This is a genomic window from Streptomyces sp. NPDC059564, from assembly GCF_042735575.1.
Classification (GTDB): domain Bacteria; phylum Actinomycetota; class Actinomycetes; order Streptomycetales; family Streptomycetaceae; genus Streptomyces.
Genome location: NZ_JBHWBP010000017.1, coordinates 1 through 26,616 on the forward strand (window position 1 = coordinate 1; position 26,616 = coordinate 26,616).

Here is a 26,616-nt window from a genome sequence, read left to right on the forward strand (position 1 = left end):
CGGAGTACCCCTCCTCCTCCAGCATCTCTTTCAGATCCAGACGGATGAGCGCCTCGTCCTCGGCGATGACGACCCGGGTCGTCAGCGGCGGAACGTGCGACTGGTCGGCGTCGGGCGTGGGCGTCGACTCGTGCTCGGCGGTCACGGGGGCTCCTCTTTGCGGGGCGCTGCTGCTTGTATGAGCCTACCTAGCAGCGCCGCCGCATGGTCACCCGGTACACTCCGACGTGCGACCCTGCCGGGTTGGTGGAATGGCATACACGGATGTCTCAAACACATCTGCCCGTGAGGGCTTGCGGGTTCGAGTCCCGCACCCGGCACCTTGTCCTAAAAGCGGACGTTCACCTTCGCGTGAACGTCCGCTTTTTGCTACATACGGCGACGCCCAGTCACTCAGAGTGTTGACATGGAATTCCACAGTCTGGAAACCCGCCAAACGGCCCTCACCATGCTGCGCGGAGGCGCGAAGAACGTCGACGTGGCGCGCGATCTGGGCGTACCCCTCGGCACCGTGAGCTACTGGAAGCACGTGGACCGCGCCAAGCGCGGCGAGGCGGTCGGCATACGCCCCTCCCTCCTCTGCCCGAGGTGCGACCAACGGGAGCTGGACGCGGCCGCCTACGCCTACCTCTTGGGCCTCTACCTCGGCGACGGCCACATCAGCCACTATGCGAAGCACAAAGTGCCCAGCCTGATGATCACGCTCGACGACGCATGGCCAGGCATCCAGGACGCAGCCGAGGCCGCCCTCCGAGCGGTGTTTCCGCACAATGCCACTTGCCGGGTCCGCACCCCGGGCGCACACAACATCAAGGTGTACTTCAAGCACCTACCCTGCCTGTTCCCGCAGCACGGGCCCGGGAAGAAGCATGAGCGGCGGATCGTCCTCGAAGGCTGGCAGCAGGAGATCGTCGACGCGCACCCCTGGGAGTTCATCCGGGGGCTGATTCATTCCGATGGGTGTCGGATCACCAACTGGACCGTGCGGAACGGCAAGCGGTACGAGTACCCCCGGTACTTCTTCACCAACAAGTCGGACGACATCCGGAAGCTCTGCACCGACACCCTCACCCAGGTCGGCGTCCGGTGGACCGTGCTCGCGCGGGGTAGTGACCCCTTCAACGTCTCCGTCGCGCGGAAGGAATCCGTCGCACTCATGGATGCGCACATCGGGCCCAAGTACTGAGCGGGGCGCGGCATAGGCTGGGGGGAGGACTACGAGGGGACCCCCGCGATGAGCGACAAGGCTCGGAAGCTGTTCGATGCGCTGGATCTGGATCACAACGGTGAGCTGACGCGTGTCGAGGTGATCTCGGCGTTGCGGAGCAAGGGGCCGACGTTGGCGGCTCAGGGGGATCTGCCGTTCTGGGGGCTCGGGGATGCGGATGCGTCGTCGGCGTTGTTCGATGCGGCTGATCAGAACGGGGACGCGGTGTTGAGCTTCGAGGAGTTCGCGGCCGTCGTGGATCGGCGCTTCGGCTGGTGAAACCGTGCGGGTGTTCGTGGATCGCGTGTTAGGTTGTTTCTGTAGTGATCGTTAGCGAATGCAGGGGGAGTCTGTCATGGAACGAATCGCACTGGTCACGGGTGGCAGCCGGGGCATCGGCCGGGCCATCGCCGAGCGGCTCGCCGCCGACGGGCTCACGGTCGTGCTGACGTACGCCGGGAACGAGGCGGCCGCGCGGGACGTCGTCGAGGGGATCGAGGGCAAGGGCGGGCGGGCCCGTGCCGTGCGGGCCGAGTTCGGGGGGCACGGGGACGCGGCCGCGCTCTGGGCGGCGTACGACGGGCTGGGGCTGGGGCCGGTCGACGTGCTGGTCAACAATGCCGGGATCGGGCTGCCGGTGCCGCTCGGCAAGGTCACCGAGGAGGAGTTCGACCACGTCTTCGCGGTGAACGTCCGGGCGCCGTTCTTCGTGGTCCAGGAGGGCCTGGGGCGGTTGCGCGACGGGGGCAGGGTCATCAACATATCCAGCGGCGCGGCGCGGATCGCGATGCCGGAGATCCTCGCCTACGGGTCCACGAAGGGGGCCCTCGACAACCTGACGCTGAACCTCGCGAAGGCGTTGGGCCCGCGCGGGATCACCGTCAATTCGGTGGCTCCGGGGATCGTCGACACGGACGTCAACGCGGGCTGGCTGCGGGGCAATGCCGAGGCCGAGGCGCACGCCGCTTCGTTGGCGGCGCTCGGCCGGGTGGGGCGTCCGGAGGACATCGCCGATGTGGTCGGCTTCCTGGCGTCGGACGCCGGCCGGTGGGTGACCGGCCGGGTGGTCGACGCGACCGGCGGGGCCGGGCTGTAGCCCGTCGCCCCGGCCGGAGGGGGTCGGGCTAGCGGACGGCGTCGCCGATGCGGTGGATGCGCACGAGGTTGGTCTTGCCGCTGACGCCGGGGGGCGAGCCGGCGGTGATGACGACGACGTCGCCGGGGACGCAGCGTCCGATGCGCAGGAGTTCTTCCTCGACCTGGGCGACCATCGCGTCGGTGGAGTCGACGTGGGGGCCGAGGAAGGTCTCCACGCCCCAGGTGAGGTTGAGCTGGGAGCGGGTGGCGGCGTCGGGGGTGAAGGCGAGCAGCGGGATGGGTGAGCGGTAGCGGGAGAGGCGTCGGACGGTGTCGCCGCTCTGGGTGAAGGCGACGAGGAATTTGGCGCCGAGGAAGTCGCCCATTTCGGCGGCGGCGCGGGCGACGGCTCCGCCCTGGGTGCGGGGCTTGCTGCGTTCGGTGAGCGGGGGGAGGCCCTTGGCGAGGATGTCTTCTTCGGCGGCTTCGACGATGCGGGCCATGGTGCGGACGGTTTCGACGGGGTGTTTGCCGACGCTGGTTTCGCCGGAGAGCATGACGGCGTCGGTGCCGTCGATGACGGCGTTGGCGACGTCGGAGGCTTCGGCGCGGGTGGGGCGGGAGTTTTCGATCATCGAGTCGAGCATTTGGGTGGCGACGATGACGGGCTTGGCGTTGCGCTTGGCGAGTTTGACGGCGCGCTTTTGGACGATGGGGACTTGTTCCAGGGGCATTTCGACGCCGAGGTCGCCGCGGGCGACCATGATGCCGTCGAAGGCGGCGACGATCTCGTCGATGTTGTCGACGGCCTGGGGCTTTTCGATCTTTGCGATGACGGGGAGGCGTCGGCCTTCTTCGTCCATGATGCGGTGGACGTCTTGGATGTCGTTGCCGCTGCGGACGAAGGAGAGGGCGATGACGTCGGCGCCGGTGCGCAGGGCCCAGCGGAGGTCTTCGATGTCTTTTTCGGAGAGGGCGGGGACGGAGACGGCGACGCCGGGGAGGTTGAGTCCCTTGTGGTCGGAGACCATGCCGCCTTCGATGACGCGGGTGTGGACGCGGGGTCCGTCGACGGCGGTGACTTCGAGGGTGACGCGGCCGTCGTCGACGAGGATGCGTTCGCCGGTGGTGACGTCGTTGGCGAGGCCCTTGTAGGTGGTGCCGCAGGTGTGGCGGTCGCCTTGGTGGTCTTCGACGGTGATGGTGAACTCGTCGCCGCGTTCAAGGAGTACGGGGCCTTCGTGGAAGCGGCCGAGGCGGATCTTCGGGCCTTGAAGGTCGGCGAGGATGCCGACGCTGCGGCCGGTTTCGTCGGAGGCCTTGCGTACGCGCAGGTAGCGCTCTTCGTGTTCGGCGTAGGTGCCGTGGCTGAGATTGAAGCGGGCGATGTCCATTCCGGCTTCGACCAGGGCTTTGATCTGGTCGTATGAGTCGGTGGCGGGGCCCAGGGTACATACGATTTTCGCTCGGCGCATGGGTCGAGCGTATGCCCCTACCAGGCGGTAGGAAATTGGTTCCGGGTGTCCACTCAACAACCTTTGGGCAAAAGCTTGTTGACAATTGTTGAATGTGCATTGGGGTGCTCTGATGAGCACCCCGACAGGGGCACGGGTTCGGCGTTTCGTGCGGGTTTCAGAGCTGCGGCGGGGTCATCGTGAAGCGGGCGTTCACCTGGGCGTAGACGGTCTGCCGCTGGGGTTCGAGGTCGAGGGGCGGGGCGCCGGCGTCGTCGGTTCCGCCGAAGGACATGGCGCGCATCATGCCGCCGGGGGCGGCCATGGCGACGGGGACGGCGTTCTCGGCGCCGAGGTCGGCGAGTTCGACGAGGGCGGCGAGGTTGGCGCCGAGGGCCTGGGCGTATTCGCGGGCGCGCTGGACGGCTTCGAGTACGGCTTGGCGGCGGGCTTCGCCGTGGGCGGGTGAGGTGGGGCGCAGGGCCCACCAGGGGCCGTCGACCTGGGTGAGTTCGAGGTCGGCGAGGCGGGTGGTGAGTTCGCCGAGGGTGGTGAAGTCGCTGAGTTCGGCGGTGATGTGGACGCGGCCGTGGTAGGCGCGGACGCGTTCGCCGCGGCCGTGGCGGGTGAGTTCGGGGGTGATGGAGAAGGCGCCGGTTTCGAGTTTTTCGACGGGTTCGCCGTAGCTCTTGACGAGGTCGAGGACGGCGTTGTTGCGGCGGGTGAGGTCTTCGAGGGCGGCGCGGCGGTCGGTGCCGCGGGCGCTGACGGTGATGCCGATGCGGGCGATCTCGGGGTCGACTTCGAGGCGGGCTTCGCCGCGGACGGCGACGCGGGGGGTTTCGGGGGTGCCGTAGGGCTGGTGCGTGGGGTCCTGGGTCATGGTTTCACTGTCGCACTGTGGCTCGTACGGGTGTGGTCATCGGATCGAAACCTGGTGGGGGTGTTGCGTTTTGTTACCGGTCGGTCAGAATCTACGCGCGTTGTTCACGCGTTGAAGGGGAGATGGCATGACGTTCGACCGTAGGAAGTTCATAGGGGCTTCGGCCGCGACGGGTGCGGCCGTGGCGCTGGCGGGGGCCGCGAGCACGCCGGCCGCCGCGCAGGAGGGCTCCGGGGGGAGCGGGAAGGCGCCGCGGACCTACGCGTTCACGGTGATGGGGACGACGGACCTGCACGGGAACGTCTTCAACTGGGACTACTTCACGGACAAGGAGTTCGACGACAAGGCGCACAACGACGTCGGTCTGGCGAAGATCTCGACGCTGGTGGACCAGGTGCGGTCGCGGAAGGGGCGTTGTAACACGCTGCTGATCGACGCGGGTGACACGATCCAGGGCACGCAGTTGTCGTACTACTACGCGAAGGTGGATCCGATCACCGCGCGGCGCGGGCCGGTCCACCCGATGGCGCAGGCGATGAACGCGATCGGGTACGACGCGGCGGCGCTGGGGAACCACGAGTTCAACTACGGCATTCCGGTGCTGCGGAAGTTCGAGGAGCAGTGTGATTTTCCGCTGCTGGGGGCGAACGCGCTGGACGCGAAGACGTTGCGGCCGGCGTTCCCGCCGTACAGCATGCACCGGTTGCGGACGCCGCACGGGCGGGACGTGAAGGTGGCGGTGCTGGGTCTGACGAATCCGGGGATCGCGATCTGGGACAAGGCCAATGTGCAGGGGAAGATGACGTTCCCGGGTCTGGAGGAGCAGGCGGCGAAGTACGTGCCCAAGCTCCGCTCGATGGGCGCGGACGTGGTGATCGTGTCGGCGCACTCGGGATCGAGCGGTACGTCCTCGTACGGTGATCAGCTGCCGTACGTGGAGAACGCGGCGGGTCTGGTGGCGGAGCAGGTGGCGGGGATCGACGCGATCCTGGTGGGTCACGCGCACACGGAGATCCCGGAGTACCGGGTGAAGAACAAGGCGACCGGCAAGGACGTGGTGTTGTCGGAGCCGCTGAAGTGGGGGCAGCGGCTGACGCTGTTCGACTTCGAGCTGGTGTGGGAGAAGGGCCGCTGGTCGGTGGCGAAGGTGTCGGCGCAGGTGCTGAATTCGAACACGGCGGTCGAGGACCCGAAGATCGTGCGGCTGCTGTCGGACGAGCACCGCAAGGTGGTGGGGTACGTCAATCAGGTGATCGGTACGTCGACGCAGGCGATGTCGTCGGCCGAGGGGCCGGTGAAGGACGTGGCGATCATCGATCTGATCAACCACGTGCAGGCGGAGACGGTGAAGGCGGCGCTGGCGGGTTCGGAGTGGGCGGCGCTGCCGGTGCTGTCGCAGGCGTCGTGTTTCTCGCGGACGGCGTCGATTCCGGCGGGTCAGGTGACGATCAAGGACGCGGCGGGGCTGTATCCGTTCGAGAACACCCTTGAGGCGCGGCTGCTGACGGGTGCCCAGCTGAAGGACTACCTGGAGTATTCGGCGCGGTATTACGTGCGGACGGCGGCGGACGCTCCGGTGGATCCGGCGAAGCTGACGAACGCGGAGAGCATTCCGGACTACAACTACGACGCGGTGTACGGGCTGGCGTACGGCATCGACGTGGCGCAGCCGGTGGGTTCGCGGATCACGGGGTTGTCGTTCGCGGGGAAGCCGGTGGATCCGGCGGCGCGGTTCGTGTTCGCGGTGAACAACTACCGGGCTTCGGGGGGCGGGAACTTCCCGCATGTTCCGCAGGCCAGGCAGCTGTGGGCGAACTCGGAGGAGATCCGTAACACGATCATCCAGTGGGTGAAGGCGAAGGGGACGATCGATCCGGCGCAGTTCGCGTCGGTGGACTGGCGGCTGACGCGGGGCGGGGTGCCGGTGTTCTAGGGGCTGGTGTGGTGGTGACCCGGCTCGCTTCGGGAGTCGGGTCACCGCGGCGGTCTCCCCCGCCCCTGTCCGTCGGTGGCGGTGGGGCGGCGGGTCAGCACGTGGGTGGTGCTGCCGTCGTCCTCTTGGATGTCCCGGACGTGCTCGAAGCCGATTCTGTCCAGCAGGGTCAGTGAGGCCTCGTTCGACGCGGCGACGGTGGCGTGCACCTCGGTGAGTCCCAGGGTGTCGAAGCCGTGGGCGAGGATGGCCCGGGCCAGCTCGGTCCCCAGGCCGGATCCCCAGGCGGTCGGTGCGAGGGCGTAGATGATCTCGTGGCCCGCGACGACGTCGGTCGGTTTGATTTCGGCGTGCCCGATGAGGAGTCCGTCGCGGCGGACGGCCCAGACGTCGAACAGGGCCCGGGCGTAGACCTTGGTGAAGATCCGTCCGAACAGGGCCCGGTCGTCTGCTTCGGATGCGGGTCCGTCACCCATCCACCGCGACACCCTGGTGTCCTGGAACAGGGCGATGAAGTCCTCTTCGTCCTCGGGTGCGTACGGTTCCAGGAGCAGCCGCTCGGTGCGCAGGGTTGGAGTCACGGTCGGCGACGCTACCCACGCGGCTTCCTCGTCGGCAAACCACTTTTCGCTGTGTGTCGTCAGGGGTGTTCGACGAGGGGGAGCAGTTCGACGGCGGGGTGGGGGCGGGTGTGTTCGCGCTGTTCGAGGCCGAAGGTGGTGAAGGCGGTGCGGTGGGGCTGGGGGTAGGGCTCTTTGTCGGTGAGGGTGTTGAGGATGGCGGCGCTGCGCCAGGCGGCGAGGCCGAGGTCGGGGGTGCCGACGCCGTGGGTGTGGCGTTCGCCGTTCTGGACGAAGACGGTGCCGGTGACGGAGGGGTCGAGGATCATCCGGTAGCGGTCGTCGATGCGGGGGCGGCCGGAGGAGTCCTTGCGCATGTAGGGGTCGAGGCCGGCGAGGAGGCTGGTGAGGGGGCGTTCCTTGTAGCCGGTGGCGAGGACGACGGCGTCGGTGGTGAGGCGGGAGCGGGTGCCTTGCTGGGTGTGTTCGAGGTGGAGTTCGACCTTGGTGGTGGCGACGCGGCCGGCGGTGCGGACGCTGACTCCGGGGGTGAGGACGGTGTCGGGCCAGCCGCCGTGGAGGGTGCGGCGGTAGAGCTCTTCGTGGATGGCGGCGATGGTGGCGGTGTCGATGCCCTTGTGGAGTTGCCATTGGGCGGGGACGAGCTGGTCGCGGACGGGTTCGGGGAGGGAGTGGAAGTAGCGGGTGTAGTCGGGGGTGAAGTGTTCGAGGCCGAGCTTGGAGTACTCCATGGGGGCGAAGGAGGGGGTGCGGGCGAGCCAGGTGAGGCGTTCGCGGCCGTGGGGGCGGGCGCGCAGGAGGTCGAGGAAGACTTCGGCGCCCGACTGGCCTGAGCCGATGACGGTGACGTGTTCGGCGGCGAGGATGCGCCGGCGGTTGTCGAGGTAGTCGGCGGAGTGGATGACGGGGACGGTGGGGGCGTCGGCGAGGGGGCGCAGGGGTTCGGGGACGTAGGGGGCGGTGCCGATGCCGAGGGCGAGGTTGCGGGTGTAGGTGCGGCCGAGGGCTTCGGCTTCGCCGTCGGTGTCGAGTTGGGTGTAGTCGACTTCGAAGAGGTCGCGTTCGGGGTTCCAGCGGACGGCGTCGACCTGGTGGCCGAAGTGGAGTCCGGGGAGGCGGCCGGCGACCCAGCGGCAGTAGGCGTCGTATTCGGCGCGCTGGATGTGGAACTGCTCGGCGAAGTAGAAGGGGAAGAGGCGTTCCTTGTGCTTGAGGTAGCTGAGGAAGGTCCAGGGGCTGGCGGGGTCGGCGAGGGTGACGAGGTCGGCGAGGAAGGGGACTTGGAGGGTGGCGCCGTCGATGAGGAGGCCGGGGTGCCAGCGGAAGTCGCGGCGCTGGTCGTAGAAGGCGGTGGCGAGTTGGCCGGCGCCTTGTTGGGGGAGGCCGTGGGCGAGGGCGGCGAGGGAGAGGTTGAACGGGCCGATGCCGATTCCGACGAGGTCGTGGGGTGCATCGAGCTGGGCGGTCATCGGTGGGTTCTGCCTTCCAGGTGGGCGACGAGGGTGTCCAGGTCCTGCGCTGTGGTGTGGGGGTTGAGCAGGGTGGCCTTGAGCCAGAGGCGGCCGTCGGCGGTGGCGCGGCCGAGGACGGCGGTGCCGTTGTGGAGGAGGGTGCGGCGCAGGGTGGCGAGGTGGTCGTCGTCCGTGGGGGTGGGTCGGAAGAGGACCGTGGTGAGGGTGGGGGGTGCGTGGAGTTCGAAGCGGGGGTGTGCGTCGAGGAGTTCGGCGAGCCGGTGGGCTGCGGTGAGGGTGAGGTCGATGAGGTGGGCGAGGCCGTCGCGGCCGAGTGAGCGCAGGGTGACGGCGATCTTGAAGGCGTCGGGGCGGCGGGTGGTGCGCAGGGAGCGGCCGAGGAGGTCGGGGAGGCCGGCTTCGGTGTCGTCGGTGGCGTTGAGGTAGTCGGCCTGGTGGGCGAGGGGGGCCAGGTCGGTGGTGTCGCGGACGGCGAGGAGGCCGGCGGCGACGGGTTGCCAGCCGAGTTTGTGCAGGTCGAGGGTGACGGTGCGGGCGCGGGTGAGGCCGTCGAGGGGGGCGCGGTGGCGGGGGCTGAGGGCGAGGGTGCCGCCGTAGGCGGCGTCGATGTGGAGGTCGGCGCCGTGCTGGTCGCAGAGGTCGGCGAGGGGGTGGAGGGGGTCGATGAGTCCGGCGTCGGTGGTGCCGGCGGTGGCGGTGACGAGGACGGGCCCGGGGGTGTGGGCGAGGGCTTCGCGGAGGGTGGCGGGGTCGAGGGTGCCGGTGGGGGTGGGGAGGGCGACGGCGGGGGGCAGGCCGAGGAGCCAGGCGGAGCGGGGGATCGAGTGGTGGGCGTTGGCTCCGTGCAGGACGGTCAGGCGGGGGCCGTGGCGTTCGCGGGCGAGGAGGAGGGCGAGTTGGTTGGCTTCGGTGCCGCCGGTGGTGAGGAGGGCGTCGGCGCGGGGGGTGGCGTAGAGCTCGGCGGCGAGGGTGCGGGTGAGGTGGGCCTCGATGGCGGAGGCGGCGGGGGCCTGGTCCCAGGAGTCGAGGGAGGGGTTGAGGACGCTCGCGGCGAGGTCGGCGGCGGCGGCGACCGCGAGCGGGGGGCAGTGGAGGTGGGCGGCGCAGAGGGGGTCGGCGGGGTCGGCGGCGCCTGCGGTGAGGGTGTGCACGAGGGTCCGTAGCGCTTCGTGGTCGCCGGTTCCGTGGTCGGGGAGTACGTCGCCCAGTGCGGCGGCGACGCGGGCGGCGACGGCGTCGGGGCCGCCGGCGGGGAGGGGTCCGCCGCGTTCCTCGGCGCCGGTGCGCAGGGCGGTGAGGACGGTGTCGAGGAGGGGCCGCAGCGCGTCGCCGCCGTGGCGTCCGCCGGCGAGCGGGGGCGCGGGCGCTGGCTTGGGCACGGTCATGGGGGCTCCGGGGGCTGGGCGGGGCGTGGCGCTGCGTGGCCGAGGCTGGGCGGGACACCCGGCCGGTACAACGATCCGACCCGAATGGGGTAACCGCCGGGGTTTGTCCGGGAACGATTTCCGGCCGGTTCCCCCCGGGGGTCGGGGGTGGCGGGGCCGGGCGGGCGGGCCGCCGGCGCGGGGCCGCTCTGCCCCGCGGGCCCGGGGAGCGCGGCCGACGCCTGGTCAGGCGGGTGCGGGGGCGAGGGGTTCGGGGGCGTGGGGAATTCTTTGGTTGCGTGGCTCTGGGATGCGGGGCGTGGCGGGATTACATTGCCTGCGGCCCACAAGTGCGCGGCTGGAGGCGGTCGATGGCGGGTTCCGGGGTCTTCGCGAAAGCGGTCGGCGCGGTCGGTGCCAAGACGGTGGGGGTGGTGGCCGCGGGGGCGCTGGCCGTGACGGCGGCGGCCGGGGCGGGGGTGTGGTGGGTGTCGCGGGATCCGGCCCCGGTGGTGTCGGTGGTCCAGCGGAGCACCTCCGTACAGGTTCCGGCGGGTGGTGAGCAGTTGACGGTCGCGGCGTGTCTGCCGCACGAAACGGCGATCGGAGGCGGGTACGCGGTCACGGGGCAGGGTTTCGCGACGAACAGCCACTTCATCGGTGGGGCGTGGCTGGCGGCGGCGTTCAACCCGGGGGGCGATGCGGCGGCGTTGACCTCGTACGCGCTGTGTGTGAACGCGAAGCCGGAGATGCAGGGCAACCTCGATTTCCAGTGGCCCGCGTACGCGTTCCTGGACAAGTCGAACAAGCTCGCCGGGCCGGGCGGCATTCACGACGTGACGACCGAGGGCCCGTTCGCGGGGGCGCCGACCACGACGCGGGCCACACCGCACTGCGCGGACGGATTCACGATGGTGGGCGCCGAGTTCAAGGCCGACCGGGTCCGGCCGGGGCGGCCGGTGGCGCCGGTTCCGCTGGACCGGCTGACGCCGCGGGCGGCGGTTCCCGGTCCGGCCGGTGCCACTGCCGCTGCCGGTGCGAGTGATTTCGCGGTGAGGGTGAACCCGGGTACGGAGTTGAGCTCCCGTCCGTTCCCGCTGAAGGACTCCACGGACGTGCTGCGCATGACGCAGCTGCTGGCTCCGCAGCCGCCGCAGGCGAACTTCGCGGTGGGGGTGCGGCCGGTCTGCGTGAAGCTGAAGAGCGTCTCGGTGGTGACGGCCCAGGTGGCGGTCGCGGCGGGCGGCAGCGCGCAGGCGACGGTGGGCTGTCCCAAGAACCGGCTGCTGCTGGGGGGCGGTTTCACCTTCCCGACGGCCAACGAGGAGGGGGCGCTGGAGGCCCCGCAGCGGTACTTCGGGGACGGCTGGCTGTTCGCGGGGACGGACGGGCCCGCGGTGGCGGGTACGCCGTCGGGGAGCCGGGTGAAGGAGTGGCACGTCACGGGGGTGAACCAGCAGAAGGCGGGCGGGCTGTACCACGATTCGGCGTGGATCGAGCACAGTGATGCCGAGACCTCGACGGGCAACGTCTACCTCGACGCGCAGGCGCACGGCGGGGACGACCAGAGGCTGCGTCCCTCCCCGATACCGGACGCCCAGCCGATGATCGCCAGCGCGGTGTGCGCGATGGTCGACGCGAAGGCCACCTCGCCTTCGAAGGGGCCCTCGCCGACGTCGGTGGGGCGGCCCGAGCTGCCTTCGGTGCCGGGGGTGGATCCTTCCGTTCCGGCGTCGGGATCGCCGTCGGTGTCCCCCTCCGCCTCGCCGTCGCCAACGCAGTCGCAGTCGCAGTCGCAGTCGCCGGGGCACAGTGCCCCGCCCTCGTCCGGTTCTCCGAACGCGCCCGCCTCCAGCTCCCCCGGCCGGCCGGCCAACGGACAGAGCCCTCAGCCGTCGACGAGCGTCCCGCAGCAGCCGCAGCCTCCGGCGGTGGCGATCCGGCAGCCGGGCGGCGGCGGGCAGCTGCGGCGGGGGTGTGAGGAGAGCTTCTCCGGTTCGGCGCGGACCCGGCCGGGTGACCGGGCCATCACCGATCCGCAGTACACGGCCTGGCAGTTGAAGGGGCCGAACGGGCCTGTGTCGCTGGGGGCGGGCCCGTCGGGCAGCTTCGTGGTGCCGCTGCTGCCCGACGGGACGTATCCGCTGACCTTCACCGCGACCGACCCGGCCAGCGGCCTGTCGGCCACCGCCCAGGTGTCGGTGAAGGTGGTGGGCTGTCTGCGCTGATCAGGCGCCGCGCACCCGCAGGGCGCGGGCCAGGTCGTCCAGCTGGTCGACCAGTTGGCGGCGCAGCAGCGGGAGGATCGTGGGGTCGTCGAGGCAGGCGCGGCCGGCCTGGAGGTTGGCTTCGTCGATGGCGTGGGCGGGGAAGGCCCAGCGGCCGGCGGCCTGGCCGATGGCGGGTCCGCGGCGGGCCGCGAGGGCGACGGCGTCGGGGTAGTAGCGCGGCACGTAGTCCCGTACGAGGTCGGCCTGTTCGGGCTTCCAGAAGCCCTGGGCGGTGGCGCTGAAGAGGTAGTTGGACAGGGTGTCGTCGTGGAAGAGGCGGTTCCAGGCGGCGGCCTTGGCCTCGGCGGTGGGCAGGGCGGCGCGGCAGCGGGCGGCGCCTTCCTGGCCGGTGGCGCTGGGGTCGGCGGCGAGGGCGGTGTCGATGGCGGCTTCGTCGGCGGCGCCGAGTACAGCGAGCCGGCCCAGGATGCGCCAGCGCAGTTCGGGGTCGAGTTCGGGGCCGCCGCCGACGGTGCCGTCGGCGAGCCAGGCGGCGATGGTGTCGGGCTGGGTGGCGCTGTCGATGAGGGCGCGGACGGCGGTGAGGCGCAGTCCGGGTTCGCTGCCGTCCTCGGTGCGGCGCAGGAGGGTGCGGGCGATGGAGCCGATGGTGGTGAGGGCGGCGCCGCGCCGGTCGGGGGCGGTGTAGTGGTCGGCGATGTGGTTGCGGGCGAAGACGAGGACGCCCTGGACGACGGCGAGGTCGGTTTCCTCGGTGAGGTGGGCCGCGGCGGTGGCGAGGTAGGTCTCGGGGTCGAGTTCGCCGTCGCGGACCATGTCGCGCAGGGAGGTCCAGATGACGGTGCGGGTGAGGGGGTCGGGGATGCGGGAGAGGTCGCGCAGGGCGGTTTCGAGGGAGGTTTCGTCGAGGCGGACCTTGGCGTAGGTGAGGTCGCCGTCGTTGAGGAGGAGCAGGGCGGGGCGGGGGCCGCTGACGGAGAGGATCTCGTCGGAGGGGACGTCGAGGTCGAGGAGTTCGGCGCGTTCGATGCGGTTGTCGGGGGTGCGGGCGTAGGTGCCGGCGGTGATGCGGTGGGGGCGGCTGCCGTCGCGGTCGACGGTGAGGGTCCAGCCGCCGGGCCCCGCACCGGTGTCGGCGTCCTCGATGTGGGGGGTGAGGGTGTCGATGCCGGTGGTGCGCAGCCAGATCTCGGCCCAGGCGTGGACGTCGCGGTCGGTGTGGGCGGCGAGGGAGTCGACGAAGTCGGCGAGGGAGGCGTTGGCGAACTTGTGGCGGGCGAAGTGGGTGTTGATGCCGGCGAGGAAGTCCTTTTCGCCGAGCCAGGCGACGAGCTGGCGCAGGGCGGAGGCGCCCTTGGCGTAGGAGATGCCGTCGAAGTTGAGGAGGGCGGAGGCGGTGTCGGGGACGTCGTCGGGGCCGGGGGCGACGGGGTGGGTGGAGGGGCGCTGGTCGGCGTCGTAGCCCCAGGTCTTGCGGGTGACGCCGAATTCGGTCCAGGTGTCGGTGAAGCGGGTGGCTTCGGTGAGGGTCTGGTAGCCCATGTATTCGGCGAAGGATTCGTTGAGCCAGATGTCGTCGAACCAGGTGAGGGTGACGAGGTCGCCGAACCACATGTGGGCCATCTCGTGGGCGATGACCATGGCGCGGGTCTGGCGTTCGGTGTCGGTGACGGCGGAGCGGAAGACGAACTCGTCGCGGAAGGTGACGAGGCCGGGGTTCTCCATGGCGCCGGCGTTGAACTCGGGGACGAAGGCCTGGTCGTAGGAGTCGAAGGGGTAGGGCTCGGCGAACTTCTCGTGGTAGCGGTCGAAGCAGGCGGTGGTGACGGAGAGGATCTCGTCGGCGTCGGCGTCGAGGAAGGGGGCGAGGGAGCGGCGGCAGTGGAGGCCGAAGGGGAGGCCGGCGTGTTCGGTGGTGACGCTGTGCCAGGGGCCGCCGGCGATGGCGGCGAGGTAGGTGGAGATGAGGGGGGTGGGGGTGGAGGTCCAGATGCCGGCTGCGGGACTGTCGCCGGTGGCGGAGCGCTCGCCGGTGCGGGTGGTGATGCCGTTGGCGAGGACGGTCCAGTGGGCGGGGGCGGTGACGGTGAACGCGAAGACGGCCTTCAGGTCGGGCTGGTCGAAGGCGGGGAAGACGCGCTGGACGTCGTCCATGAACATCTGGGAGTAGACGTAGGCCTCTCCGTCCGCGGGGTCGGTGAAGCGGTGCAGGCCCTCGCCGGTGCGGGAGTAGCGCATGCGGGCGTCGACGCGCAGCTCGTGGGGGCCTTCGGTGAGGCCGGTGAGCGGGAGGCGGTTGTCGCTGAGGGCGGCGGGGTCGAGGGGGTCGCCGTCGAGCGTGGCGGAGCGCAGTTCGTCCGGCTTCAGTTCCACGAAGGTGTCGCCGGCGGTGCGGGCGGTGAACCTGATGACGGTGGTGGAGTCGAAGGTGTCGCCGCCGGTGGTGAGGTCGAGGGCGACGGCGTAGTCGTGGACGTCGAGGAGCTGGGCTCGGAGCAGCGCTTCGTTGCGCGTCAGTGCGGACATGGGCCCATGCTGCCCGACGGCCGCCCTCCGCCGAAGGGGGCGGGGGTGCCCCGCGCCACGCATCCGCCGCGCATCCGCCGCGCCCCCGGGGGCGATGCCCCGGGGTCGGGGTGCGGGGGCCGGGAGGGGGTGCGGGTTACTGGTCTTCGGCGGCGGCGATCGTTTCGTGGTGGCGGATGACCTCCGCGATGATGAAGTTGAGGAGCTTCTCCGCGAAGGCCGGGTCCAGCTTCGCGTTCTCCGCGAGTTCGCGCAGGCGGGCGATCTGCCTGGCCTCGCGGCCCGGGTCGGCCGGGGGCAGCTGGTGCTTGGCCTTGAGGTGGCCGACCTGCTGGGTGCACTTGAAGCGCTCGGCGAGCATGTGGACCACGGCCGCGTCGATGTTGTCGATGCTGTCGCGCAGGCGGGACAGTTCGGCGGTGACGTTCTCGTCGATCTCGTCGATGTCGCTGTTGTTCATGGTTCCCGAGAATACGTGGCGGCCGCGAGTGGGTCCTCGGCCAATCGGTCCTTGAGACGATCTCCGCCACTTGCCAGATTGGAAAGTGCTGGCCATAGTGGAAAGTGTCGAGTCATCGGGGAACGAGGGGGAACGGATCATGAGCGATTCCGCGCACGCGGTGGGGGTGCTGGGCCGGGCGGCCGAGCTGGAGGAGGCGGCCCGGGCCCGCAGCGGCTGGTACGGGCGCTACCTGGTGGTCTTCGCCGCCGGGCAGCTGGTGCTCGTACCGGTGGCGCTGCTGTGGCACGGCCCGGTGGCGGCGGTGTTCTTCGCGCTGGCCAACGCCGCGCTGGTGGCCGGGCTGAGCGTGTACGCCGCCCGGCAGCGCGTGGTGAGGCGCGGCTTCGGTCTGCGGCACGGCCTGGTCATCGGGGTCTGGGCCGTGGTCTTGGGGGTTTCGGTCGTGCTGGCGAACGCGGTGTTCACGGACGACGTGGGCTTCGCGGTGGCGGCCGCGCTGGGGTGTGCGCTGCCGCCGGCGCTGGGCGCCCGGGCGGAGCTGCGGGGCACGGCGTGAGCGGGGCCGATGAGGTGGCGCCCGGGGCGGCGCCGGCGGGGCCGGGGGCCGGGCCGGGCAGGCATCCGCGGCACGACCTGGCGCCGCTGCTGAACGCGCCCGTGCGGCTGTCGGTGGTGGCGGCGCTGGCTCCGCTGGACAAGGCGGAGTTCGCCTTCGTGCGCGATGTGGTGGAGGTCAGCGATTCGGTGCTGTCCAAGCAGGTCGCCGCGCTGGAGGAGGCGGGCTGGGTGGCGGTCCACAAGGGCCGGGTCGGCCGGCACCCGCGGACCTGGCTCTCGCTGACGGACGAGGGGCGCGCGGTGTACGGGCGGCACCTGGCCGCGCTGCGGGCCATCGCCCTGGGATAGCTCCGGGCGTCCTACAGCGGCAGGATCGCGGTGACGAGCCAGCCGCCCTCGGGGGCCGGGCCGGCGGTGAGGGAGCCGCCGAGGGCCTCGGCGCGTTCGGCCATGCCGGCGAGGCCGTAGCCGCCGCCGCGGGCCTTCTCGGAGAGCCGGGCGGGGCGGCCGCCGTCGTCCGCGATCCGTACTTCGAGGCCGGTGGGGACGGTGCGCAGGCCGATGCGGACGGCGGTGGCGGTGGCGGCGTGCTTGGCGATGTTGGTGAGGGCTTCGAGGACGATGCGGTGGGCGGTGGCGGCGACGTGGCCGGGGATGCGGCGGTCGAGGCCGTCCTCGATGTAGAGGACGACGGGCGGGCCGGTGGCGGAGAACCGCTCGGTGAGTCTGCGCAGGTCGGCGAGGCCGGCGACGGGGCTGGTGCCGGCGGGGGCGCCGCCGTCGCCCTCGCGGAGGATGGCGACGAGGCGGCGCATGGAGCCGAGGGCCTCGTCGCCGGCGGTTTCGATGCGGCCGAAGATCTCGGCGGCGCGTTCGGCGGAGACCTTGGTGAAGCGGGCGGCGCGGGCCTCGACGACGATGCCGGTGACGTGGTGGGCGACGAGGTCGTGGAGCTCGCGGGCGAGCTCCAGGCGTTCGGCGGTGCGGACGGCGCGCAGCTCGCGGACGCGCTGGACGGACTGGAGGCGCAGGAGGAGGGAGTACGCGCCGACGACGACGGTCAGCACGGAGAACAGCAGGGTGAACCGGCCGGGGTCGGTGTCCCGGACGGGTACGGCCATGCAGCCGAGGCCGAGGAGGGGGCCGAGGACGGCGGCGGTCTGGGCGGGGGCGCGGAGCAGGACCTGGGAGAGCAGGACGAGCAGGGCGATGGCCTCCCCGCCGCCCCAGACCACGATGGGGTGGTTGCCGAAGATGAGCAGGAGGGTGACGGTCCAGGTCGTGGCGGCGGCGAACCAGGCGCGGGCCAGGAGGGGGATGCCGGGCCAGGGGGCGGCGCTGAGGCAGACGAGAATGCCGGAGATCCACACGGCGGCGTGCGGGAGGCTGGGCTGGCGGGCCAGGACGACGCCCTCGAAGGTGACGAGGGCGAGCAGGACCAGGGAGAGCAGCAGCCGGATCCAGTCGGCGGCGTGCGGATGCCGCCGCGACCACGCCGCGAGCGGACTCACCGCACCCCCCGGCCGCCGTGGTCCCGCCGGCCCGCGCGTGCGGCCGCCCGGGGCGTCGCGCAGACCGCCGTACGGGCCGGGCTCGTGGTCATGCCGGGCTCGTGGTCATGCCGGGTTCGTGGCCAGGCCGCTTTCCCAGGCCCAGGCGGCGATTTCCACGCGGTTGCGGGCGTCGAGTTTGGCCTGGACGTTGGCCAGGTGGGTCTTCACCGTGGACAGGGAGACGTACAGCTCGGCGGCGATCTCCGCGTTGGTCATCCCGCGCGCGAGGCAGCGTACGACGTCCCGCTCCCGTTCCGTGAGGGGCTCGGCGGGGCGGCGGGCGGCCTGGGCGGCGGGGATGCGCGGGGCCATCTCGCGCAGCAGCCGCACGGTGATGGCCGGGGAGACGAGGGAGTCGCCGACGGCGGCCGCGCGGACGGCTTCAACCAGCATGGCCGGGCTCGCGTCTTTCAGGAGGAAGCCGGACGCGCCGCCGTGGAGTGCCGCGTGGACGTATTCGTCGAGGTCGAAGGTGGTGACGATGACGATGCGCGGGCCGTCGCGGCCGGAGAGGCGGCGGGTGACTTCCAGCCCGTCGAGCTTGGGCATGCGGATGTCGAGGAGGAGGACGTCGGGGCGGTGCGCGGCGACCGCGGCCAGCGCCGCTTCGCCGTCGACGACGTCGGCGACGACCTCGATGTCCGGCTGGCTTTCGAGGATCATCCGGAATCCGGTTCTGACCATCTCCTGGTCGTCCGCGATGACCACTCTGATCGCCATGCGCTGCCTTCCCCGCTGTCGCCCGCTGCCGCCGCCTGTGGAGTCTTCCCATGGGACCCGCGTGCGCTGCGGCCCGCAACCGCACGGCGGGCCGCCGGGAGGGTGCGGCCCGGCCCGCCGCTGCCCGCGCCTCGCGGGCGGCTCGGCCGACTTTACGTACGTTCGGGGCATCGCGCCTCGTCCTTCCGGCCACCGCGGACGGGGCCGGAAGGACGGGACGCAGGTGCAGGTGCAGGCGCGGAGGTGGGGGCCGGGGCTAGAGGCCGGCCGCCGCGTTGCGGATGTCGTTGGCGAAGGTGGAGACCTCGGTGTAGACGCCGGGGTAGCCGGCGCGGGCACAGCCCTCGCCCCAGCTGACGATGCCGACCTGGATCCAGGCGTTGGCGCTGTCGCGGCGGAACATCGGGCCGCCCGAGTCGCCCTGACAGGTGTCGACGCCGCCCTGGCTGAAGCCGGCGCAGATCTCCTCACCGGGGACGAGGTCGGAGCCGTAGGCGCTCTGGCAGGAGGCGTCGGAGACGAAGGGGACGGTGGCCTTCATGAGGTAGCGCTGCTGGCCGCCGCCCTCGCGGGTGGCGCCCCAGCCGGCGACGGTGAAGGTGCCGTTGTCGTAGGCCTTGGTGTCGGCGATCTTGAGGGTGGGCTGGTTGATGGGCTTGGCGAGCTTGATCAGCGCCCAGTCGCGGCCCTTGCCGTTGTAGCCCGGCGCCTGGAGGACCTTGGTGGACTTGACCTTGACGGCGCTGGAGCTGTTGAGGTCGACGACTCCGCCGGTGGCGGTGATGGAGGTGTTGTTGCCGGAGCCGTCCACGCAGTGGGCGGCGGTGAGCACGATCTGCTGGGTGTAGAGGGCTCCGCCGCAGCCCATGGAGAGGCGGACCATGAAGGGGAACTCGCCCTGCGCGGCACGGGTGCCGCCGACGACGGGGGTGGGTGCGGCGCTGGCTCCGGTGGGCTGGAGGCTGACGGCCGCGAGGGCCACGGCACCTGCGGCGAGGGTGCGCTTGAGGATTCTTCCGAGAGTGGCCACGGTCAACACACTGCCTTTCGTGGGGGGTTGGGCTGTGCGCGCCATCGGGTGAATGACGAGTCCATGACACATCCGCCGAGCGGCGGGCTTCAAGAAGGCGTTTTCGGACAACTTCCGGTCCAGGGGGCGGCATGAGGGACAACCACGGGCGCACCAGCCCGGTCGAGCACGGATTTCCGCATCTGGAGACGGTCCGGGCCTCGCTCACGGCGCTCTTCCGCCGCCTGACCGCCGACGGGATCCGGGCCTACGCCGCGAGCATCACGCCGGCCGAGGCGGCCTTCGGTCCCGCCGAGGACCTGCACCTCGGCGCCCACCGGGTGGCCTCGGCGGTGGTGCGCGCGCTGCGGCTGCCCGACGCGCGGATGGTGGTCTCCTTCCGGCCGATGCAGGACGCCGCCACCGTCGAACTGGCCGCCGGGCCGGAGTACTTCGTCGAGGTCAACGACCGCTTCCGCGTCCACCGCCGCGATCTGGCGGCCGCGCTGGCCCACGAGGTGACGCACGTGCTGCTGCACCGCCTGGACCTCGGCTTCCCGGCCACCGCCGACAACGAGATCCTCACCGACACGGCCGCCGCCTTCCTCGGCTCCGGATGGCTGCTGCTCGACGCCTACCGCGAGGACGCGCTGACCCATCAGAAGCTCGGCTACCTCACCCCGGAGGAGTTCGGCTACGTCCTGGCCCGCCGCGCCCGCTTCTTCGGGGAGGACCCGGCGCCCTGGTTCACCAGCCCCCAGGCCTACGAGGCCTACGTACGCGGACACGCGCTGGCCGGCCGGGAGGAGCTCCGGGCCCCCCTGGCCGCCGCGGCCAGGGCACAGCGGCGCCGCTACGCCCGGGCCCGCCGGGCGGGGGCGGCTCCGGCGCGCGGGGCGGCGTACCGGTTCGGGCGGGACGGCGACGGGGAGCTGCGGGTGAGCTTCCCGTGCCCGGTGTGCGGGCAGTGGCTGCGAGTGCCTGCGGGCGGCGGGGTGCTGCGGGTGCGGTGCGGGCTGTGCCGCACGGTGCTGGAGTGCGACACGTGACGAGGGGGCGTCGGCCGCGCCACGAGGACGCCCCGACCGCACCCCCGCCCGCACCCCCGCACCGGGCAAAAACGGGCGAACGGATCCGGCCACCGGACCATTCACCGCGCGGCCACGAAAAGTTTCCTACCGGCCAGTAGACATGAGCGCGGCACTCCCCCAGCCTGATCGCGTACATGTCAATGCATGACCGAGGAGCGCCCCCACATGCTCGCAGCCCACCGCGCCCGCACCGCCGCCGCGGCAGCCGTCGCCGCCACCGTCATGACCCTGCTTCCGGCCACCGCCGCCGAGGCCGCCCCCGCCGCACCGGCTCCCGCGCCCGCCGCGGCGCCGGCCGCCTCCGCCCCCGGCGGCAACGCCGCGATCCTCGGCATCGACTACGCGACCTGGCAGCGCGACGTGGCCACCGTCATCGACGGCGTGCGCCCCGCCATCGAGCAGCGCATCGCCGCCTCCCCCGCCGGGGAGAAGCCGGCGATCGTCCTCGACATCGACAACTCCTCGCTGGAGACGGACTTCCACTGGTTCTGGACCTTCCCGACCCCCGCGATCTCCAAGGTCCGCGAGCTGACCCGGTACGCCAACGACCGCGGCGTCGCGATCTTCTTCGTCACGGCCCGCCCCGGCATCGTGTACTCCCTCACCGAGCGCAACCTGAAGTCCGTCGGCTACCCGGTGTCCGGGCTCTACGTCCGTGACCTGCCCGACCTCTTCGGGCAGGTCAGCGCCTACAAGACGGCCAAGCGCGCCGAGATCGAGGGCCGCGGCTACACGATCATCGCCAACATCGGCAACAACGAGAGCGACCTCGTCGGCGGCCACGCCGAACGCACCGTCAAGCTCCCGGACTACGACGGCAAGCTGTCCTGACCCTCCGCGCCCGCGGCCCCGCGCGATGGCGTTCACCGCCGCCCAGGCGAACGCCATCGCGGGGCCGATGGTCGCGCCCGGCCCCGGGTAGGTCCCGCCCATCACCGCCGCCGAGCAGTTGCCCGAGGCGTACAGGCCCTCGACCGGCATGGAGTCCTCGCGCAGCACCCGGCCGTCCCCGTCGGTGACCAGGCCGCCCTTGGTGCCGATGTCGCCCGGGTGCACGGGGACCGCCTACCGGCCGGGCGGCACGTCCGGCCGCGGCCGCCCCGCGGAAGCCGGAACCGGCGGTGCCCGCGCGGGCGATGGACAACATGTTGGGCTGGCTGCGGTTCAGCGAGTGGATGTAGCGGGTAGTCATATCCCATCGCACGAAACGAAGACCCGGACCCGACCCCTCGCCAGGGGGCCGGGCCCGCTTCGTTTGGCCCCCGGGTGCGGTAGCCCCCGCCTCCTAGACCGGCGGCCCGACGGGCTCCACCGTGCCGCAGCAGCGGGCCCGTTCGGCGGCCAGGACGGTCAGGTGGCTGGTGAGCGACTCCCGCGGGCCGGACCTGACCAGGCCCGGGTCGCCGGTGGCGACGGCGGCGACGAAGGCGTCCATGAGGCCGGAGTCGCCACCGCCGTGCCCGCCCGAGGCGTCCATCGGCCCGCCCCCGCCGATGGCGACCTGCTCCCCGGCGCGGGACAGGAAGTCGTAGACCGTGATGCTGCGGCCGTCGCCCCGCAGTTCGCCGCGCGTTCCGAAGATCCGGGTGTGGCGGTCCGCCTGCTCGGTGAAGGCGGTCATGGTGAAGGTGGCCGTCGCCCCGGAGTCGAACTCCATGGCCACCACCTGGTGGTCGACGACGTCGTTGTCGCACGCGTACACGCACCGCCCGTACGGCCCCTCCCGCAGCGCGGTCTCCAGGGCCCGCGGGGTGAACTCCTCGATCAGCACGCTCAGCGGCCAGCGGTGGCGGCCGTCGGCCAGCCGGTCGCCGTACTCGCGTACGGCGGAGTACGGGCAGTCCGGCTCGACCGCGCAGTCCAGGCAGCGGTCGGCCGCGCCCGGCGGCCTGTTCTCGGACCGGAAGTGGGAGAGCCGGCCGAAGCTGGAGACCCGTACGGGCGGGCGCCCCAGCACGTACTGGAGCCAGTCCAGGTCGTGGCAGGACTTGGCCATCAGCATGGTCGTCGCCTCGTCGGCGCGCCGCCAGTTGCCCCGGACGAACGAGTGGGCCTGGTGCCAGAAGCCGACCGGCTCCAGGTGCTGGACGCTCACGACGTCGCCGATGCGGCCGGAGTCGACGACGTCCTTGAGGGTCCGCGTGTAGGGCGTGTAGCGCAGGACGTGCCCGACGGAGAGGATGACGCCCGCCCGCTCGACGGCGTCGACGATGCGCCGGCACTCGTCCTCCGTGAGGGCCATCGGCTTCTCCAGCATGATGTGGTAGCCGAGCGCGGCGAACGCGAGGACCGGCTCCAGGTGGTCGCGGTCCAGGGTGCAGACGAGCACCGCGTCCGCGATCCGCCCGAGGGCGGCCAGCTCCCGCCAGTCGCCGAGAACGTGGGGGGCGTCGATGCCGTGGGCGGCGGCGAGCCGCTCCCGCCGGGGCGCGCGCGGTTCGGCGACCGCGACCACCCTGGCCCGCTCCGGATGGGCCAGGGCCCATCCGGCGTGGCGGCTCCCCCGGTCCCCCGCCCCGACGACGGCGAGCGTGATGGTGTCGGACATGGGCCCAGCCCCGCTTCCCGAACCGATTGCCGCGCGCAGCAAGCGCTTTCCCCGGAGAAGCTAGCGGCCGCGCGTCCCGCCCGACACCCCTTCACCCGTACGTGATCCGCACCGCGGGGCCGAGCGGGAGGGCCTGGCAGGCCAGTACGTGGCCCTCGGCCAGGTCGGTGTCGTCCAGGACCTCGTTGCGGATCATCGTGACCTCGCCGTCCAGGACCCGGCAGCAGCAGGCGGCGCAGGCGCCCTCGCGGCAGGAGTACGGGGCGGGGACGCCTGCGGCGAGCAGGGCGTCGAGGAGCGGGGTCCCGCGGTCCCATGCCAGCCGGTACAAGCGGCCGTCCAGCTCCACGTCGGCGACGGCGGGGGCTCCGGCGGGCTCCGGCACGACCGGGGGCCCGGCGGCTGAGGGCGCCGCGGCGGAGGCCGCCCCGGCAGGGGCGGCCCCTGCGGAGTCCACCCCCGCCGGGGGCGGCGCGGAGCGCGGCCCGGCAGGGCGCGGTCCGACGGACCCGGGCCGGTCCAGGGGCGCCAGCGCGGCAGCACCCGAGCCCGCCCCGGCGGGGCCGGACCGCGCGGAGCCGGACCCGGCGGGGCCGGACCGCGCGGACCGCGCGGGCGCCGGGGTGAAGACGTCGGCGGCGAGGGACTCCTGGCCGCCGCCGACGTCGCTCCACAGCCGGTCGATCATGTACGAGGGGCCGTGGTACGAGGCGTCGGAGCGCAGGCCGCCGCCGGTGGAGAGGGTGCCGAGGTCGACGTCGCCGCGCGGGGTGGACTCCATGTACTGGGTGGCGACGTGCCCGTCGAAGACGTTCTTGAAGTGGTGCGGGAAGGCGTAGTGCACGTAGTAGAAGTGCGCCATGTCCACGACGTTGTCGACGATCTCGCGGCAGTTGGCGTTCTCGACGCGCAGCGAGTTCCAGCTCCAGCCGCTCCAGTCGGCGTGGCCGAAGCCCGCGATCTCGGGGATGGTGACGTCGGCGGGCGGCGGGTTGCCCTCGGGGTCGTGCCAGACGTAGAGCTGGCCGTTGCGCTCCAGGGTGGTCCAGGCGCGGGTGCGGGCGCGGGGCGGGACGCGGCGGGCGTAGGGGACGGCGGCGCAGCGGCCGTCGCCGGACCAGCGCCAGTCGTGGAAGGGGCAGGCGACGGTGTCGCCCTTGACGGTGCCGTGGGCGAGGTTGCCGCCCACGTGGGGGCAGTAGGCGTTCAGGGCGTGGAGGGCGCCGTCGCCGGCTCCGCGGAAGACGACGAGCCGGGTCCCGAAGGCCTCCACCTCGTGCGGGGTGGCCCCCGCGAAGTCGGCGGCGAGGCCGAGGCAGTGCCGGCCGCGGGCGAACCGGTCGGGTGGGGCGGCCGCCTCGATGACGCGGGGACCGTGCTGCGCCGGGGTCGTCGGGGTCATGGGTGGGGCCCTCCACTTCGTCGGGGGGTGGGAGCGGTGCGGGGAAGACGGCTCGACGTACGGGGAACGCTGGAGCTTGTAGAGCAGGTCGGTCCCGATGTTGCCGGAGCCGACGATGGCGGCGGTGGCTTTGCGCGTGGTGACGGTCACGGATACCTCAGCGGAAGGAGCGGGACACCGGGCCGAGCCCGGTGAAGTCGGCGGTGTACGTCCGCCCGGCGGCCACGTCCACGGCGCGGGTGCAGGACCCGGGCAGGACCAGGTGGCCGGCGCGCAGCCGGACGCCGAAGCGGGCGACGGTGCGGGCCGGCCAGGCGACGGCGGTGGCGGGGTCGCCGAGTACGGCGTCGGCGCGGCCGGTGGCGAGGGTGTCGCCGCCGCTGGTGAGGCGGGCCTCGACGGCCTTGAGGTCGAGCTCGCGGGGGTCGCGGCCCGGGCCGATGACGTAGCCGGCGGAGGAGGCGTTGTCGGCGATGGTGTCGGCGATGGTGATGCGCCAGTCCGCGATGCGACTGTCGATCAGCTCCAGGGCCGGGACCACGCGGGCGGTGGCGGCGAGGACGTCGGCCTCGGTGCAGCCCTCGCCGGGCAGGTCGGCGCCGAGGACGAAGCCGACCTTGGCCTCGATGCGGGGCGCGCAGTACGCGGCGGCCGGGACGGGGGTGTCCTGGCGCAGCTCCATGGTGTCGAGGAGGTGCCCGTAGTCGGGTTCGCCGACGCCCGTCATGGCCTGCATGACGGGTGACGACAGGCCGACCTTGTGGCCGGTGACGCGGGCGCCGTCGGCGCAGCGCCGCCGGATGTTGAGGAGCTGGATCTCGTACGCGTCCTCGGCGTCGACCCCCTCGAACAGCCCGGCCAGCGGCCGTACGGGCGTCCGCGCCAGCTCCGCCGCACGCAGCAGCCCGGCGGCCTCGTGCCGGAGCCGGTCGTTCAGCATGGTGGTCCTCCCGGCTGCGGTGGTGTGTGGTGCCGCAGACGGTAGGCGGGGGGTGGTGGGGTACGGGAGGCCGCGCTCCCGCTGAGCGGGAAACAGTGCGGGCCGGGACCTTTTCAGGTCCCGGCCCGTGTGTGGGGTTTCGCCCGGCTGCGGGGCCGCTACTTCCTCGGGGCCGGGCAGACCTCCCAGGCGAGGTGGTAGAGGGTGTTCACGCTCGCGTCGGTGGAGTCCATCGCCATGAAGTTGGTGGTGTTCGGGCCGGACGTGCCCGCGTTGACCCGGAGCTCCGTATTGATGTTGAAGTTGCGCTTCTCGCCGCACGGGGCCCAGACGAGGTCGGCGTACTCGGTCTTGTCGGACGACTGCCAGTTGTCGTCGAGGGGGCCGCTGAACGTGTGGGTGCGCTGCGTGGTCTGCGGCATGCCCTGGAAGTAGTAGTTGGCCCGTTCCACGCCGGTCGCACCGGGGTGGAGGGACGCGAATCCGCGGTAGTCGGCCTGGACGATGGCGTAGGTGAAGCCGTTCGGCACGTGGACGCGGAGGTTGAGCTGGCAGTTCTTGCGGAAGCCGGTCGGCGGGGCGCCGGGGCCGACCTGGGCCATGTACTCGCTGTAGGTGACGGTGAAGGCGGTGTTGTCGGGGGCGACGGCGACCTGGGCGGTGCCCTCGCGGCAGCCGGAGCCGTTGACCGTGGCGAGTTCGATGACGATCTTGTCGGGCGGGACGGTGATCTGCGGGGCCGCGGCCTGCGCCGGGGCGGCGGTGGCGATCAGGGCGGCGGCCGCGCCGCCGACGAGCAGGGTGCGGGACAGGGAATGAGACATCGTTGTCACTCCTTCTGCATGCGCGCGGTGCACGGTCAGGCGGCGGGACATTCCTTCCATTCGAAGTGGTAGACGGTGCTGACGCTGCCGTCGGTGGAGTCCATGCTCATGAAGCTGAGGGTCTGGGGGCTGGACGTGCCGCCGTAGACGCGCAGTTCGGTGTTGACGTTGAGGTTGCGGTCCTCGCCGCAGGGGGCCCAGACCAGGTCGGTGTAGCCGGTCTGGTCGCTGGCCTGCCAGTTGTCGGTGTAGGGGCCGTTGACCTGGTGGGTGGTGCGGGTGGTCTGCGCGGAGCCCTGGAAGTAGTACCCGGCGCGTTCCTGGCCGTAGGCGCCACGCTGGAGGTGGGCGAAGCCGCGGTAGTCGGCGCGGGCGATGGCGTACGTGTAGCCCTGGGGGACGTGGATCCGCAGGGCCAGCTGGCAGTTCTTGCGGAACTCGGTGCCGCCGGAGCCGGCGCCGGTCTGGGCGAGGTAGCTGCTGTAGGTGACGGTGAAGGCGGTGTTGTCGGAGGCGGCGGCGACGTCGGCGGTGCCCTGGGGGCAGCCGGAGCCGTTGGCGCCGGCCACCTCGACGGTGACGCGCCCGGGCGGCGGCACGGTCGGGGTGTCGGCCTGGGCGGGGGCGGGAGCGGCGACGGCCGCCAGGGCGATGGCGGCGGCCCCGAAGGTGAGTCTGCGTAAGCGCATGTCCGGTTCTCCGTCCGTAGGGGGTGGTGGGGTTGGTCATGCACATGCCACCACAGGCGGAGGGGGCGGGCAGGGACGCGTACCGGACAAG

Annotated in this window: 24 protein-coding genes, 1 tRNA gene and 2 pseudogenes; 10 read left to right on the forward strand and 17 right to left on the reverse strand. The window is 72.0% G+C overall.

Annotation, left to right across the window (positions count from 1 at the left end; translation table 11 throughout):
• Positions 1 to 145 (reverse strand): annotated as a pseudogene (locus ACFV0Q_RS05950) (response regulator); the annotation flags it as partial.
• Positions 146 to 237: 92 nt separating this feature from the next.
• On the opposite strand from ACFV0Q_RS05950, the gene ACFV0Q_RS05955 reads away from it, so the two are divergent.
• The 4 genes from ACFV0Q_RS05955 (at position 238) to ACFV0Q_RS05970 (ending at position 2,303) form a co-directional block, all read left to right on the forward strand.
• A tRNA-Leu gene (locus ACFV0Q_RS05955) sits at positions 238 to 320 on the forward strand.
• A gap of 86 nt (positions 321 to 406) precedes the next feature.
• On the forward strand, positions 407 to 1,186 hold the full coding sequence (locus ACFV0Q_RS05960) for a helix-turn-helix domain-containing protein (protein WP_385001058.1): 780 nt from the start codon (positions 407 to 409) through the stop codon (positions 1,184 to 1,186).
• A gap of 48 nt (positions 1,187 to 1,234) precedes the next feature.
• On the forward strand, positions 1,235 to 1,486 hold the full coding sequence (locus ACFV0Q_RS05965) for an EF-hand domain-containing protein (RefSeq protein ID WP_385001061.1): 252 nt from the start codon (positions 1,235 to 1,237) through the stop codon (positions 1,484 to 1,486).
• A 76-nt stretch (positions 1,487 to 1,562) separates the two neighbouring features.
• A complete protein-coding gene (locus ACFV0Q_RS05970; RefSeq protein ID WP_385001064.1) occupies positions 1,563 to 2,303 on the forward strand; it encodes an SDR family oxidoreductase in 741 nt (246 codons plus the stop codon).
• Between the two features lie 28 nt (positions 2,304 to 2,331).
• On the opposite strand, the gene pyk is transcribed toward ACFV0Q_RS05970, so the two are convergent.
• Together pyk and ACFV0Q_RS05980 are read right to left on the reverse strand one after the other, a co-directional pair.
• Positions 2,332 to 3,759, reverse strand: coding sequence for a pyruvate kinase (gene pyk, locus ACFV0Q_RS05975; RefSeq protein ID WP_385001067.1), 1,428 nt, complete (start codon positions 3,757 to 3,759; stop codon positions 2,332 to 2,334).
• Positions 3,760 to 3,916: 157 nt separating this feature from the next.
• A complete protein-coding gene (locus ACFV0Q_RS05980) occupies positions 3,917 to 4,621 on the reverse strand; it encodes an SIMPL domain-containing protein (RefSeq protein WP_385001070.1) in 705 nt (234 codons plus the stop codon).
• A gap of 127 nt (positions 4,622 to 4,748) precedes the next feature.
• On the opposite strand from ACFV0Q_RS05980, the gene ACFV0Q_RS05985 reads away from it, so the two are divergent.
• Entirely contained in the window at positions 4,749 to 6,554 is a 1,806-nt protein-coding gene (locus tag ACFV0Q_RS05985; protein WP_385001073.1) for a bifunctional metallophosphatase/5'-nucleotidase, read from the forward strand.
• 41 nt (positions 6,555 to 6,595) lie between these two features.
• Here ACFV0Q_RS05985 and ACFV0Q_RS05990 read toward each other — a convergent pair whose 3' ends face one another.
• Genes ACFV0Q_RS05990 through ACFV0Q_RS06000 form a run of 3 tightly spaced genes read right to left on the reverse strand, consistent with a single transcriptional unit; the run spans position 6,596 to position 9,992 of the window.
• Positions 6,596 to 7,135 carry a GNAT family N-acetyltransferase gene (locus ACFV0Q_RS05990; protein ID WP_385001077.1) on the reverse strand — a complete coding sequence of 180 codons (540 nt, stop codon included), beginning with the start codon at positions 7,133 to 7,135 and terminating at the stop codon, positions 6,596 to 6,598.
• 59 nt (positions 7,136 to 7,194) lie between these two features.
• Positions 7,195 to 8,604 carry a lysine N(6)-hydroxylase/L-ornithine N(5)-oxygenase family protein gene (locus ACFV0Q_RS05995; RefSeq protein WP_385001080.1) on the reverse strand — a complete coding sequence of 470 codons (1,410 nt, stop codon included), beginning with the start codon at positions 8,602 to 8,604 and terminating at the stop codon, positions 7,195 to 7,197.
• A complete protein-coding gene (locus ACFV0Q_RS06000) occupies positions 8,601 to 9,992 on the reverse strand; it encodes a pyridoxal phosphate-dependent decarboxylase family protein (protein ID WP_385001083.1) in 1,392 nt (463 codons plus the stop codon). The genes ACFV0Q_RS05995 and ACFV0Q_RS06000 overlap by 4 nt, the downstream gene beginning before the upstream one ends.
• A gap of 350 nt (positions 9,993 to 10,342) precedes the next feature.
• On the opposite strand from ACFV0Q_RS06000, the gene ACFV0Q_RS06005 reads away from it, so the two are divergent.
• A complete protein-coding gene (locus ACFV0Q_RS06005) occupies positions 10,343 to 12,199 on the forward strand; it encodes a hypothetical protein (protein WP_385001086.1) in 1,857 nt (618 codons plus the stop codon).
• Here the strand turns inward: ACFV0Q_RS06005 and pepN are convergent, their stop codons facing one another.
• A complete protein-coding gene (gene pepN / locus ACFV0Q_RS06010; protein ID WP_385001089.1) occupies positions 12,200 to 14,728 on the reverse strand; it encodes an aminopeptidase N in 2,529 nt (842 codons plus the stop codon).
• Between the two features lie 136 nt (positions 14,729 to 14,864).
• Entirely contained in the window at positions 14,865 to 15,188 is a 324-nt protein-coding gene (locus tag ACFV0Q_RS06015) for a chorismate mutase (RefSeq protein ID WP_385001092.1), read from the reverse strand.
• Positions 15,189 to 15,327: 139 nt separating this feature from the next.
• On the opposite strand from ACFV0Q_RS06015, the gene ACFV0Q_RS06020 reads away from it, so the two are divergent.
• Both ACFV0Q_RS06020 and ACFV0Q_RS06025 read left to right on the forward strand, forming a co-directional pair.
• A complete protein-coding gene (locus ACFV0Q_RS06020; protein ID WP_385001094.1) occupies positions 15,328 to 15,747 on the forward strand; it encodes a hypothetical protein in 420 nt (139 codons plus the stop codon).
• On the forward strand, positions 15,744 to 16,097 hold the full coding sequence (locus ACFV0Q_RS06025; protein ID WP_385001097.1) for a winged helix-turn-helix domain-containing protein: 354 nt from the start codon (positions 15,744 to 15,746) through the stop codon (positions 16,095 to 16,097). The genes ACFV0Q_RS06020 and ACFV0Q_RS06025 overlap by 4 nt, the downstream gene beginning before the upstream one ends.
• 11 nt (positions 16,098 to 16,108) lie before the next feature.
• Here the strand turns inward: ACFV0Q_RS06025 and ACFV0Q_RS06030 are convergent, their stop codons facing one another.
• The 3 genes from ACFV0Q_RS06030 to ACFV0Q_RS06040 all read right to left on the reverse strand — a co-directional run bounded on the left by ACFV0Q_RS06030 (position 16,109) and on the right by ACFV0Q_RS06040 (position 19,097).
• The gene (locus tag ACFV0Q_RS06030) at positions 16,109 to 17,260 is read right to left on the reverse strand and encodes a sensor histidine kinase (RefSeq protein WP_385001100.1); all 1,152 of its coding nucleotides are present in this window, start codon (positions 17,258 to 17,260) and stop codon (positions 16,109 to 16,111) included.
• Between the two features lie 105 nt (positions 17,261 to 17,365).
• Complete coding sequence (locus ACFV0Q_RS06035) at positions 17,366 to 18,022, reverse strand: response regulator (protein WP_385001103.1); 657 nt, start codon at positions 18,020 to 18,022, stop codon at positions 17,366 to 17,368.
• 256 nt (positions 18,023 to 18,278) lie between these two features.
• The gene (locus tag ACFV0Q_RS06040; protein WP_385001106.1) at positions 18,279 to 19,097 is read right to left on the reverse strand and encodes a S1 family peptidase; all 819 of its coding nucleotides are present in this window, start codon (positions 19,095 to 19,097) and stop codon (positions 18,279 to 18,281) included.
• An 86-nt stretch (positions 19,098 to 19,183) separates the two neighbouring features.
• Between ACFV0Q_RS06040 and ACFV0Q_RS06045 the strand changes: the two genes are divergently transcribed.
• Both ACFV0Q_RS06045 and ACFV0Q_RS06050 read left to right on the forward strand, forming a co-directional pair.
• Complete coding sequence (locus ACFV0Q_RS06045) at positions 19,184 to 20,080, forward strand: hypothetical protein (RefSeq protein WP_385001109.1); 897 nt, start codon at positions 19,184 to 19,186, stop codon at positions 20,078 to 20,080.
• Positions 20,081 to 20,287: 207 nt separating this feature from the next.
• Entirely contained in the window at positions 20,288 to 20,953 is a 666-nt protein-coding gene (locus ACFV0Q_RS06050) for an HAD family acid phosphatase (RefSeq protein WP_385001111.1), read from the forward strand.
• Positions 20,954 to 21,034: 81 nt separating this feature from the next.
• On the opposite strand, the pseudogene ACFV0Q_RS06055 reads toward ACFV0Q_RS06050, so the two are convergent.
• From ACFV0Q_RS06055 to ACFV0Q_RS06080, 6 genes and pseudogenes are all read right to left on the reverse strand, one after another.
• A pseudogene (locus ACFV0Q_RS06055) lies at positions 21,035 to 21,178 on the reverse strand (FAD-binding protein); the annotation flags it as partial.
• Between the two features lie 229 nt (positions 21,179 to 21,407).
• Positions 21,408 to 22,670 (reverse strand): Gfo/Idh/MocA family protein, encoded by a 1,263-nt coding sequence (locus ACFV0Q_RS06060; protein ID WP_385001113.1) that lies wholly within the window; start codon positions 22,668 to 22,670, stop codon positions 21,408 to 21,410.
• A 91-nt stretch (positions 22,671 to 22,761) separates the two neighbouring features.
• Positions 22,762 to 24,072: a Rieske 2Fe-2S domain-containing protein gene (locus tag ACFV0Q_RS06065; protein WP_385001173.1), complete on the reverse strand. Its 1,311-nt coding sequence runs from the start codon at positions 24,070 to 24,072 to the stop codon at positions 22,762 to 22,764.
• A 157-nt stretch (positions 24,073 to 24,229) separates the two neighbouring features.
• Positions 24,230 to 25,012 carry a 2-keto-4-pentenoate hydratase gene (locus ACFV0Q_RS06070; protein WP_385001116.1) on the reverse strand — a complete coding sequence of 261 codons (783 nt, stop codon included), beginning with the start codon at positions 25,010 to 25,012 and terminating at the stop codon, positions 24,230 to 24,232.
• Between the two features lie 158 nt (positions 25,013 to 25,170).
• Positions 25,171 to 25,824: a DUF4360 domain-containing protein gene (locus ACFV0Q_RS06075; RefSeq protein ID WP_385001176.1), complete on the reverse strand. Its 654-nt coding sequence runs from the start codon at positions 25,822 to 25,824 to the stop codon at positions 25,171 to 25,173.
• A 47-nt stretch (positions 25,825 to 25,871) separates the two neighbouring features.
• Positions 25,872 to 26,525 carry a DUF4360 domain-containing protein gene (locus tag ACFV0Q_RS06080; protein ID WP_385001119.1) on the reverse strand — a complete coding sequence of 218 codons (654 nt, stop codon included), beginning with the start codon at positions 26,523 to 26,525 and terminating at the stop codon, positions 25,872 to 25,874.
• Positions 26,526 to 26,616 lie beyond the last annotated feature (91 nt).